The 11,344-nt window shown below is 71.5% G+C and carries 11 protein-coding genes; 4 read left to right on the forward strand and 7 right to left on the reverse strand.

Annotation, left to right across the window (positions count from 1 at the left end; translation table 11 throughout):
* The first annotated feature begins 5 nt into the window (after positions 1 to 5).
* Entirely contained in the window at positions 6 to 716 is a 711-nt protein-coding gene (locus ACXR2U_RS10880; protein WP_458825037.1) for a class F sortase, read from the forward strand.
* A 110-nt stretch (positions 717 to 826) separates the two neighbouring features.
* Positions 827 to 973, forward strand: coding sequence for a hypothetical protein (locus ACXR2U_RS10885; RefSeq protein WP_458825038.1), 147 nt, complete (start codon positions 827 to 829; stop codon positions 971 to 973).
* 78 nt (positions 974 to 1,051) lie between these two features.
* Here the strand turns inward: ACXR2U_RS10885 and ACXR2U_RS10890 are convergent, their stop codons facing one another.
* On the reverse strand, positions 1,052 to 1,981 hold the full coding sequence (locus tag ACXR2U_RS10890) for a hypothetical protein (protein WP_458825039.1): 930 nt from the start codon (positions 1,979 to 1,981) through the stop codon (positions 1,052 to 1,054).
* Between the two features lie 233 nt (positions 1,982 to 2,214).
* Positions 2,215 to 3,489 (reverse strand): glycosyl hydrolase family 8, encoded by a 1,275-nt coding sequence (locus ACXR2U_RS10895; RefSeq protein WP_458825040.1) that lies wholly within the window; start codon positions 3,487 to 3,489, stop codon positions 2,215 to 2,217.
* Positions 3,490 to 3,697: 208 nt separating this feature from the next.
* On the opposite strand from ACXR2U_RS10895, the gene ACXR2U_RS10900 reads away from it, so the two are divergent.
* Positions 3,698 to 4,873, forward strand: coding sequence for an ROK family transcriptional regulator (locus ACXR2U_RS10900; protein WP_458825041.1), 1,176 nt, complete (start codon positions 3,698 to 3,700; stop codon positions 4,871 to 4,873).
* A 4-nt stretch (positions 4,874 to 4,877) separates the two neighbouring features.
* On the opposite strand, the gene ACXR2U_RS10905 is transcribed toward ACXR2U_RS10900, so the two are convergent.
* The 3 genes from ACXR2U_RS10905 to ACXR2U_RS10915 all read right to left on the reverse strand — a co-directional run bounded on the left by ACXR2U_RS10905 (position 4,878) and on the right by ACXR2U_RS10915 (position 7,869).
* Positions 4,878 to 5,717: an MBL fold metallo-hydrolase gene (locus ACXR2U_RS10905; protein ID WP_458825042.1), complete on the reverse strand. Its 840-nt coding sequence runs from the start codon at positions 5,715 to 5,717 to the stop codon at positions 4,878 to 4,880.
* Between the two features lie 83 nt (positions 5,718 to 5,800).
* Entirely contained in the window at positions 5,801 to 6,244 is a 444-nt protein-coding gene (locus ACXR2U_RS10910) for a DUF3592 domain-containing protein (protein WP_458825043.1), read from the reverse strand.
* 5 nt (positions 6,245 to 6,249) lie between these two features.
* Positions 6,250 to 7,869 carry a peptide chain release factor 3 gene (locus ACXR2U_RS10915; protein WP_458825044.1) on the reverse strand — a complete coding sequence of 540 codons (1,620 nt, stop codon included), beginning with the start codon at positions 7,867 to 7,869 and terminating at the stop codon, positions 6,250 to 6,252.
* 307 nt (positions 7,870 to 8,176) lie between these two features.
* On the opposite strand from ACXR2U_RS10915, the gene ACXR2U_RS10920 reads away from it, so the two are divergent.
* Positions 8,177 to 8,380, forward strand: coding sequence for a cold-shock protein (locus ACXR2U_RS10920; RefSeq protein ID WP_458825045.1), 204 nt, complete (start codon positions 8,177 to 8,179; stop codon positions 8,378 to 8,380).
* Between the two features lie 160 nt (positions 8,381 to 8,540).
* Here the strand turns inward: ACXR2U_RS10920 and ACXR2U_RS10925 are convergent, their stop codons facing one another.
* Together ACXR2U_RS10925 and uvrB are read right to left on the reverse strand one after the other, a co-directional pair.
* Positions 8,541 to 9,149: a GDSL-type esterase/lipase family protein gene (locus tag ACXR2U_RS10925; RefSeq protein WP_458825111.1), complete on the reverse strand. Its 609-nt coding sequence runs from the start codon at positions 9,147 to 9,149 to the stop codon at positions 8,541 to 8,543.
* A gap of 1 nt (position 9,150) precedes the next feature.
* Complete coding sequence (uvrB, locus tag ACXR2U_RS10930; protein WP_458825046.1) at positions 9,151 to 11,313, reverse strand: excinuclease ABC subunit UvrB; 2,163 nt, start codon at positions 11,311 to 11,313, stop codon at positions 9,151 to 9,153.
* Positions 11,314 to 11,344: the final 31 nt, after the last annotated feature.

Genomic DNA, 11,344 nt, shown 5'->3' on the forward strand with positions numbered 1-11,344 from the left:
CCGGCGTGACCACCGACCCCACCCCTGACCCCACCACCGCCCCCGGACGGCGCCGTCGCGTCGGCCGGGGGTGGTGGTGTGTCGTGCTCGCGGGCGTGGTCGCTCTGGCCGTCGGCACGGGGCTGCTCGTGACGTCGCGGCGACTGCCGCCGTCCTTCGCCGCCACCCCGCCGGCCCAGTCCCCCGCGGGTGGGCCGTCCGAGCCGGCGATGGCGTCGACAACGGTGTCGGCGCCGTCGTCTCCCACCCCGCCGGTGACATCCCTTCCGGTCGCGCCCTTCGTTCCCACGTCGGTGACCTTCACGGCGTTCCACGTCCACGCCGCGGTGGATCCGGTGTTGACGACGGGTGGCGTGCTGAACCCGCCCGATGACACGTCCCGGGTCGGGTGGTGGAGCGCCGGGTCACTCGCGCACTCCACCCGCGGCACGACCGTCATCGTCGGCCACGTCGACGGGCCCAGCGGTCCGGGCTCGTTGTACCGGCTGGTGCACGCGCGTGCCGGCGACCGCATCACCGTTGCAGGCAACAACGGTTCCGAGGTGACCTACCAGGTCACGAGTCTCGAGTACCACGGCAAGGGCGAGCCGCTGCCCGTGTCGTTGTTCGCCACGGACGGCCCGCCCCGACTCGTCGTCGTCTCGTGCGGCGGCCCGTTCGACCGGTCGGACGACGAGTACCGGGACAACGTCGTGGTGCAGGCCGTTCCGCTCTGATCAGGGCCGGACGCATCGGGGTTGAACGCGTTCAGGGTCGGGCATGACCACCAGGAGCGACGGTCGACGACGACCGCTGCAGACATCCCTCGCACCCACGGAGGTCAGCCGTGTCACCCGTCACCACCACCGACCTCACCGAGGACACCACGCCGGCCTCCGCGCCGCCGTCCGAGCTCCCGGCCTCGTCGCCGAGCCCGGTGCAGATCGGCACCGCGACCGCCCTCGAGCTGATCCGACGGTCGGTCTCCTCCTGACAGACGGCAACGCCGCCGGGTCGTGTTCACGACCCGGCGGCGCCACCGTTGCACGAAGCAACTGTTCAAGCCTGGAGGTCAGGCGCGCTTCCAGTGATAGCGCCCATCGGTGCTGTAGTACGAGCAGACGTACCGGTTGCCTGCTTTGCTGTACCCAACCGCGTTCGGCGGCGTGCAATACGCGCCGGGGATGATCCCGTACTGGACGCCAGGCGGAGGCGGAGGTGTCGCGCCGGCGTCCTTGCCGGACTGCCACACCGCGACACCGGACGCCGTGTAGAGCACCAGGTTGCCGTCGTTGCCGAGCACGAGGCGCACCGCGCCGCGGCCGGCGGTGTTCGTGACCCAGTACGCGGCACCCGCCGCGGTGCGGGCCACGAGGTTGCCGTCGGTCTGCAGCACGAGGCTCGGGTTCGGGTGACCGGGGCCGCCGAAGGTCCGGTAGGCGCGTGTCCCGGCGCGCAGCACCAGGTTGCCGTCGGACTGCACGGTGAACGTGTAGCCGTTGGTGGTCCGGAGCGCCTGGTTGCTGGTCATCCGCCCGTTGCTGGGCAACGTGGCGCCCGAGGGCCCGGGCTGTGCCGGCGGCTTCGGCTTCGGCACGCCGGTCGCCCAGACCGCGACGCCGGAACCACTGCGCTCGACGAGGTTCCCGTCGCTCTGGATGGTCAGGTGCGGAGTGGACGCGCGCCGGTTGTTGACCCAGATCGCCACGCCGTTCGTGGCGCGGATGACCAGGTTGCCGTCGGTCTGCATGGTGAGCTTGGCGCCAGGGTGACCCTGGGTGCCCGAGACCCAGACGGCCGCGCCGGAGGGGTTGCGGACCACGGCGTTGCCGTCGCTGCCCATCGTGAGCCGGTAGTGGTTCGCGGCGCTGATCTGCTGGTTGTTGCTCAGGCTGGCGCCCGAGGTCAGCGTGTCAGCGCCTGCTGCGCTGGCCGAGCCGGCGGCGACCAGCACCGCGGCGGGGAGGGCGAGGACGGTCAGGGGGACGAGGATGCGACGCATCAGACCTCTTCCGAGGTGAGGGGAACGGGAGCCGCGACGCTGTCACACCCGCTCGCGTGCGACCACCTCCCCCGTGCGCGACGGTTGCGCGACGCCGGTCGCCGGCGTTCCGAGCCCGCCCCAGATCCGGACGTACCACCCTGGTCGCTCGAACACCGGCCTTCTCCCGCGGAAGAGACAGGTCGGCACCGTAGGCGGACGACGTCACGCCTGCGGTGCCGGGACCTGCGGGATCAGGAGGCGGCGGGCGCCGTCCAGACCTTGAACTTGCCGCTGTCGTAGAGCATGCCGAGCAGGTAGAGCATCCCGTCGTAGTACCGGGCGCGGCCCGACGGCACGGCGGTGTTCCAGAAGTCGCGGACGAAGTCCATGCGGTGGGCGTTCGTCGACGTCATGGCCGAGGTGGAGTTCATCGCCACCAGGCCCTGGGCGTGCGCCGGCTCGTAGGTGTTCTGTCCGGTGGCGAGCGGCGTGCCGTCGAGGTGGTACCGGCTGACGTAGCTGCTGACACCTCGCTTGACGAAGAACGACTCCAGCTGGTTCGAGTACTGCCTCTGCCAGCTCTTCACGCCGTACCAGTCGGCGTCGAGGTTGGTGTTCGCGATGGCGCGCCAGGCGTCTTCCTGGAAGTTGTGGGTGTAGCTGTCGTCGCTCGGCGTCTCCCCCGGGTTGAAGTGCGGGGAGCCGTCGAAGTTCGCGTAGTCCGGGGTCAGACCGGTGGCGACGTTGTGGGCGTTCTGCAGCAGCTGCTCGCCCGCGACGACCGCGTGGTTCCACAGGTCGGCATCGGTCGGGTCGATCGCGGCGAAGGTCCGGTAGAACGCCGGCAGCGCGTACGACGGGTCGCTGTAGGCGACGGCCCACGGCGGCGAGAACGTCGGCAGGTAGGTGGTGCGGTCGAACATGTCGACGCCGCCGGTGTCGGACTGGTGCCACATCGCGTGCAGGATCGCCCGGGACTGCGCCTTGTAGTCCAGCTTGCCGGTCCCGTTGCCCCAGCGCGCCGAGGCGAACGCGAGCGCCGCGGCGATCCACTGGTCACCGTCGGGAGCGACGCCCTGGTCGAGCGCACTGCCGTCGGTCTTCACGTGCCAGGCGAAGAAGTTCTGCTCCGGTCCGGTCTTGATCTGCATGTACGTCTTGGCGAAGTTCCAGAGGCCGTTGAAGTCGGACTTGTCGCCGACCTGCAGCGCGATCATCATCGCGTACCCGATGCCCTCGGTGCGGACGTCGTGGTTGGCCACGTCGGTCACGTAGGCCATGCCCGGGCTCGGGTGGTAGAGGATCGTCTGACCGTCGAAGTAGTCCGGCGCGGTGCCCGGCGCGCCGTGGAACAGCTGCTGGACCGCGGCGTCGAGCTTGGCGTTGACGGCCTGGTTGCTGTAGCCCGCCTGGGCGAACAGGTCGGTGTAGACGCCGGTGGCCGCGGCGCCGGTGGGGGTAGCCGCGGCGGCGCTGGGCGCGAGCGGGCCGACGAGAGCGGCCGCGGCGACCGCGGCGGTGGCCACGGTGGTGATCCTGAGGGGCGTACGCATGCCGACACCTCCATGTGTCGAGGGATGGGGACCCGGACCGAGACGCGGCAAATGCCGTGGATGTCCGATCCGGGAAGCCCTCACCGTAGGAGCGCCAGTTTTGTCAGGTCAACGACCTCGGACGTTCGGACTTCCGTCGGTTCGTTCAGGTCCAGTCCGAACCGCGGCTACGGTCAGCTCCGTGAGCCGACCCCTGCACCGCCACCGGCGCGCGGTCCTCGACGTCGTCCGCGCCGGCCGCCCGGTCACCCGGCGGGACCTGGTCGACGCGACCGGGCTGTCGAACGCCACGGTCTCCGGGGTGGTGGCGCGCCTGCTCGACGACGGCGTGCTCGTGACCCGCCCCGGGGTACGCCCCTCCGGCCGGGCGGGTGGGCGTCCGACCACCGAGTTGACCCTGAACCCCGACCTGGGCGCCGTGGTCGGCATCCACCTCGCCCACGGCGACGTCCGCGTGCTGGTCGCGGCGCTCGACGGGGCCGTGCTGGCCGAACGCACCGAGGAGATCGACGTCGACCACCGCCCGGCCGACACCCTGGAGTACGTCGCCGACACCGGTCTGGACCTGGTGGCCGAGCTGGGGCTGTCCCACCGGGCCGTCCTCGGGGTGGGGGTCGCCGTGGCCGCTCCGGCCCTGCTCGGCACGCCGCTGCCCACGACACCGGTACTCGCCGACTGGGGCGAGATCGACATCGCGGCCCGGCTCGGCCACCGGACCGGACTCCCGGTGTACGTCGGCAACGACGCGACGCTCGGAGCCCTCGCCGAGTGGCGACACGGCACCGGTGACGGCACCGACAACCTCGTCTACGCCATGGTCTCCGAGGGTGTCGGCGCCGGCCTCGTCCTCGGCGGTCGGCTCTACCAGGGCGAGACCGGCGCTGCGGGCGAACTCGGCCACGTGACGGTCGACCCCGACGGCGCGGTGTGTCGTTGCGGCGGGCGCGGGTGCCTGGAGACCGTGGTCGGCTCCCGCGCCCTGACCACCGCCCTCGCCCCGGTGTACGGCGCGTCGTCCTCGTTCGCCGACCTGCTCCGCCTCGCGGCCGCGGGCGACCCGGCCGTCGTGCGGCTGGTCCACGACGCCGGCCGGGCCGTCGGCGTGGCGCTCGCCGGTGTGTGCACCCTGCTCAACCCGGGCGCGGTGGTGGTGGGCGGCACGCTCGCACAGACCGGGGCCGCCCTGCTGACCGGAGTCCGCGAGGGCCTCGCCCGCACCACGTCACCGGCCACCGACCTGGTCCCCACCGTCCGCCCCGGCCGGCTCGGCCCGCGCGCCGAGGCGCTGGGCGCGGTGGCCGCCGCCCTCACCGCGGTCCGGCTCGAGGGCGCCGAACCGGTCCGCGCGGCGGTCTGAGCCGTCACGCACCGGGCAGCGGCGTCGCGACACCGGGTTCGAGCAGCGTCACCCGGTCGGCGAGACCGCGGCGGGTCACCTCCTCGACGAACGCCGAGCGCGGGCTCTTGAACACCGTGTAGTCGTCGTTGTGGATGGGCACCGAGGTCGTCGTGGCCGGGAGCCGTTCCACCAGGTCCGCACCCTGCCTCGCGTCCATGGTGACCAGCAGGCCGCCGGGCAACGTGGTCCCGCCGAGGTGCAGGACCGCGACGTCGAGATCGGGGAACCGACGCGGGACCTCGCGCAACGCGTCGATGAGCAGCGTGTCGCCGGTGATGTAGAGCGTGACCGCCGGCGGGGCGTCGGGGGTGGCGCGGTACTGCAGCACCGACCCCATCACCGGCGGCAGCAGGTGGCGCACCAGCCCGCGGGCGTGAGCGCCCGGCGTGGCCGTGACGGTCAACGACTCCGGACCGTGACGCAGGGTGCGGCTGTCCCACTCCTCGACCCGGGCGGCGTTGCGGAAACCCTGCTCGTGCAGGCGTTTCTCCGCTTCAGCGGTGGTCCAGATCGGGAGCTCGTGGTCGAGGCCGTGACGGGCCACCCGGTCCCAGTGGTCTCCGTGCAGGTGGGAGAGCACGACCAGGTCGAGCGGCGGGAGGTCGGCCGGTTGCATCGTCGGCTCGGTGAGACGGCGGCTGGTGAGTCCGTAGCCGAGGTACGCCCGTTGACCGCGGTGCAGGAAGTTCGGGTCGGTGAGCACCGTGAACGACCCGAACCGCAACAACATCGTCGCGGTCCCGATGTGGGTGACGGTGACGTGGTCGGACGGAGCGGACGGACGGGACGGGGTTGACGGCATGGGCGGGGCCTTCCGGCTCGCGGTCCGCCGCCGGCTCGACGACCGTGTGTCACCGACAGCGTGCCCACCACGCGAGCCGAGGATCAGGCGATCGCGCGCAGGACGCTCGACACCACCCAGCCGAACACGATCGCGACCACCCCAACCGTCACCACCAGAGCTGTCGACGGCGGTGCGCTGCCTTCCCCCGCGGCGGGGACGACCCGCTTCGGGCGGACCGGGTCGTACCGCACGGGGATCGTGCTGCCGACCGCAGGCCGGGTCGTCGTCGGCCACCGGGTCGTCGCCCGCTGCACCGCGCCGCCGGTCCGCCGGAACGTCACCACGGCGCGGTACCGCAGGACCACCGGGCCGGGCCGCGAGGACCGGGCCGAGGACGTGGCCTTCAGCCGTTCGACGGTGGCGGGCACCGTGAGGGCGCGGCCGGCGAACTCCCCCACCCAGCGACGCTCGAGCAGGGCGTACCCGATGATCCCGAGCCCCACGACCGTGAACGCCACCAGGATCACGAGCGCGAGGACGCCCATCCGGCTCAGGCCTCCCCGGACGCGACCAACGGGGTGAGGACGACGTCGGGGTTGAGGTTCGCGAACGCCCGCAGGTCCCACGAGGCGACGAACACCGCGAGGTGACGGCCGTCGACGACGTTGACCAGGGCTTCGCTGTCCGAGCGCGAGGAGAACAACGGCGCGTCCTCCGCGGCGATCTCGCGGACCACGGTGTACGGCAGGTGGGTCAGCCGGGTGGCGGCGCCGTACTCGCCCTCGAGGCGGGCGGTGACGACCTCGAACTGCATCTGACCCACCGCGCCGAGGACCGGGGCGTGCTCGCCCCGGCGTTCGGAGTGCAACAGTTGGATCGCGCCCTCCTCCGCCAGTTGCACGATGCCGCGACGGAACTGCTTGCTGCGGCTGCGGTCCGTGGCCTCGATGACCGCGAAGTGCTCGGGCGCGAACAACGTCAGCGGCGGGTAGGTGACGGGGTCGGCGGCGTACAGGGTGTCGCCGACCCGCAGACCGTTGGCGTTCACCAACCCGACGACGTCGCCCGGGAACGCGAGGTCGGCCGTGTGCCGGTCCTGCCCGAAGCTGGTGTGCGCGTACTTCGTGACCATCGGCTTGCCGGTGCCGGCGTGCACGACGGGCTCGCCACGTTCGAACCGACCCGACCAGATGCGGATGTACGCCGTCCGGTCGCGGTGGGCCTTGTTGGTGCCGGCCTGGACCTTGAACACCTGCGCGGCGAACGGCGCGTCGAGCGGGCGCGGCGACTCGTCGATGCCCGCCGACCGCGGGGCGGGCGCCGGTGCGAGGTCGACCACGGCGTCGAGCAGCCGTCCGACCCCGAAGTTGGTCAACGCGGCCCCGAACAGCACCGGGGTGGCCTTGCCCGAGCGGTACGCGGCGTCGTCGAAGCCGGCCCCGATGGCGTCGAGCAGTTCGAGTTCGTCCGCGGCCTGCGGCCAGGTGTCCGGTTCGGCCTCGGCGGCCTCGGCCAGCGTCAACACCTCGTCGGTGGCCGCGGCCGCGCCGCCCTCGGCCCGGGTGTAGCGGTGGTAGCGGCCCTCGTCGACGTCGACGACACCGCGGAAGTCGCCGGCCTCGCCCACCGGCCAGGTCAGCGGCATGGGCTTGAGCCCGATGCGCTGCTCGATCTCGTCGAGCAGTTCGTAGGGCTCGCGACCGGGGCGGTCCCACTTGTTGACGAAGGTGATGACCGGGACGCCCCGCGCCCGGCAGACGTCGAACAGGCGCAGGGTCTGCGGTTCGAGTCCCTTGGCGGCGTCGAGCAGCATGATCGCGGAGTCGACGGCGGTCAGCACCCGGTAGGTGTCCTCGGAGAAGTCGGCGTGGCCCGGGGTGTCGAGCAGGTTGATCACGGCATCGCGGAACGAGAACTGCATGACCGCGGAGGTGATGGAGATGCCGCGGGCCTGTTCCATCGCGAGGAAGTCCGACGTCACGCCCCGGCGCCCGCCCTTGCCGTGCACCGCACCCGCCGAGCTGATCGCGCTGGCGTGCAGCACGAGCGCCTCGGTGAGCGTCGACTTGCCGGCGTCGGGGTGGCTGATGACGGCGAACGTGCGTCGACGCCGCGCCTCGGAGATCACGGTGTCGTCCGTGCTCGTGCGCGCCGGCGCGTCCTGCAGCATGGGGGGCCTCGCCTCGTGGGGATCTGGTCCTGACCGTCCGATGTTACGGACCTGTCGGTGGGCCGCACCGCGCCGCGGCCGAGGTGTCGGGCCGGGGTGGGCGACGGGAGCGGCTGTGGTTGGTACGCTTGACGTGGTTGCTGGAGACGTCGGTCCCTCTCGCCGAGAGGACCCCGTCGTCGACAGGCGGTTAGCCAGCTCGCTCGGAACTTCCCGGGACGATGTCGTGGCCCGGCAAGGTGACTGAGATCCGTCGCACGTCGCGACGGCGCTGGGATCGCCCAGCACACTCGAGAGGCAGTACATCATGGCGCAAGGCACAGTGAAGTGGTTCAACGCGGAGAAGGGCTTCGGCTTCATCTCCCCCGACGGCGGCGGCCCGGACGTGTTCGTCCACTACTCCGCGATCCAGTCCGACGGCTACAAGAGCCTCGACGAGGACCAGCGCGTCGAGTTCGAGACCACCCAGGGCCAGAAGGGCCCGCAGGCCGAGGGCGTCCGCGTCGTCTGACGCTCTCCCCCTCGTACTGACACCCACTCCCGGGCGCCCACCAGGGCACCCGGGAGTTCGTGTCTCCGGACCCGGTCGCCGCGGTGGCGACCTGGGCGGTGGCGGAACCGCCGGAGACCCCACCGCGTTGCCAGCGGGGAGCTCGTCCCGGTCCGCGCGGTCAGCGGCCGGCGCGCGCGGCCGCGGCGTGGACCGCCGGGGCCAGGGCGTCGGCGATGACCGCGTACCCCGCACTGGACGGGTGGAAGCGGTCGGCGGAGAACAGCCGCGGCTCCGCACCGAAGCGCGGCGCGGTGTGGGTGTGGACGTTGGCCACCAACGCACCGACCTCGAGCGCAACCTCGGTCTGGGCCGCGCGCAACACCCCGCTGCCGGTCTGCACGAGCGTGCGGAACTGCGCGGGCACCCACGGCACGGCCGAGAGGTCGGGCGCGGGCGCGAGCACCACCTGGACGTCGGCGGCCCGCAGCGCGGTGAGCGCCTCCCGCAACTGACCGGCCGCGACCGCCGGCGGCACGAACCGGATCAGGTCGTTGGCACCGATGACGATCAGCGCGATCTCTGCGCCCCAGGCCACCGCGCTCCGGACCTGCCCGGCGAGCGCGTCACTCCTCGCCCCGGGCACCGCGAAGACCCGCAGCTCGGCTGCGATGTCGGCCTGGGCGAGCGACTCGACCAACCGCTCGCCCGGCGTGTCCGCCGGCCGGGACGCGCCCTGGCCGTAGGCGATCGAGTCGCCGAGGACGGCGAACCTCAGCGCGGTCGACAGCTCAGCTCACCCCGGCGGCGTCCATGCCGCGCAGTTCCTTCTTGAGCTCGTTGACCTCGTCACGGATGCGCGCGGCGACCTCGAACTGCAACTCGCGCGCCGCAGCGAGCATCTGGTCGTTGAGCTGCTGGATGAGATCGGCCAGCTGCGCGCGGGGCATCTCGGAGGTGTCGAGGCCGCCCTGCGCGTTCTTGCCGATGCCCACGACACCCGGCGACACCGCGCCGGCCGTCCCGCGACCCGCCTTGCCCGGCACCGGCGACTTGCCTCGCGACTGCGAACGGCCCGAACCGCCGACCGGTGCATTGAGCAACGCTTCGGTGTCGGCGGCCTCGCGGGTGAGCCGGTCGGTGATGTCGGCGATGCGCTTGCGCAGGGGCTGGGGGTCGACACCCCGCTCCTTGTTGTAGGCGATCTGCTTGTCGCGGCGACGGTTCGTCTCGTCGATGGCCAGCTCCATCGACGGCGTGATCTTGTCCGCGTACATGTGCACCTGGCCCGACACGTTGCGGGCCGCGCGGCCGATGGTCTGGATCAACGACGTGCCCGACCGGAGGAAGCCCTCCTTGTCGGCGTCGAGGATCGCCACCAGCGACACCTCGGGCAGGTCGAGGCCCTCGCGGAGCAGGTTGATGCCGACCAGGACGTCGAACTCGCCCTGCCGCAGCTCCGACAACAGCTCGATGCGGCGCAGGGTGTCGACCTCGGAGTGCAGGTACCGCACCCGGATTCCCTGGTCGAGCAGGTAGTCGGTGAGGTCCTCGGACATCTTCTTGGTCAGCGTCGTGACCAGCACGCGCTCGTTGCGGTCGGCCCGCTCGCGGATCTCGCCGACCAGGTCGTCGATCTGGCCCTTCGTCGGCTTGACCACGATCTCCGGGTCGATGAGGCCGGTGGGGCGGATGACCTGCTCGACGAACTCGCCGGCGGTCCGGCGCAGCTCCCACGGACCCGGGGTGGCCGAGAGGTAGACGGTCTGGCCGACGCGGTCGAGGAACTCCTCGAACTTCAACGGCCGGTTGTCGGTGGCGCTCGGCAGCCGGAAGCCGTGGTCGACGAGCATCCGCTTGCGGGACATGTCGCCCTCGTACATGCCGCCGATCTGCGGCACGGTCACGTGGGACTCGTCGATGACGAGCAGGAAGTCCTCGGGGAAGTAGTCGAGCAGGCAGTTCCCGGCGGTGCCCGGCGCCCGGCCGTCGATGTGGCGTGAGTAGTTCTCGATGCCGGAGCAGAACCCGACCTGACGCATCATCTCCAGGTCGTACTGGGTGCGCATCCGCAGCCGCTGGGCCTCGAGCAGCTTGTTCTGCTTCTCGAGCTCGTTGAGGCGGTCGGCCAGTTCGAGCTCGATGCCGCGCAGTGCGCGTTCCATCCGCTCCGGACCGGCGACGTAGTGCGAGGCCGGGAAGATGAAGACCTCCTCGACCTCCTTCACGACCTCGCCGGTGAGCGGGTGCAGGTAGTAGAGGCGCTCGATCTCGTCGCCGAACATCTCGACGCGGATCGCGAGCTCCTCGTACACCGGGAAGATCTCGAGCGTGTCGCCACGGACCCGGAACGTGCCGCGGGTGAAGGAGAGATCGTTGCGGGAGTACTGGACGTCGACGAGGTGGCGCAGGATGTCCTCGCGGCCGATCTCCTGGTTGAGGCGCAGCCGCACCGACCGGTCGACGTACTCCTGCGGGGTGCCCAGGCCGTAGATGCACGACACCGTCGACACCACGATGACGTCGCGCCGGGTCAGCAGCGACTGGGTCGCCGAGTGGCGCAGCCGCTCGACCTCCTCGTTGATCGAGGAGTCCTTCTCGATGTAGGTGTCGGTCTGCGGGATGTACGCCTCGGGCTGGTAGTAGTCGTAGTACGAGACGAAGTACTCGACCGCGTTCTCCGGGAACATCTCGCGCAGCTCGTTGGCCAGCTGGGCGGCCAGGGTCTTGTTCGGAGCCATGACCAGCGTGGGGCGCTGCAGCCGCTCCACCAGCCAGGCCGTGGTCGCCGACTTGCCGGTGCCGGTGGCGCCGAGCAGCACCGTGTCCTTCTGGCCGTCGCGGACCCGCTTCTCCAACGCGTCGAGAGCGGCCGGCTGGTCACCCGAGGGCTCGAACTCGGAGACGACGTGGAAGGTCCCCGTGCTGGGGACGATGTCGGACTCGACGCGCATGACTCCAGGGTAGGAGCGACCCCTGACAACG

Source organism: Jatrophihabitans sp. YIM 134969 (assembly GCF_054456675.1).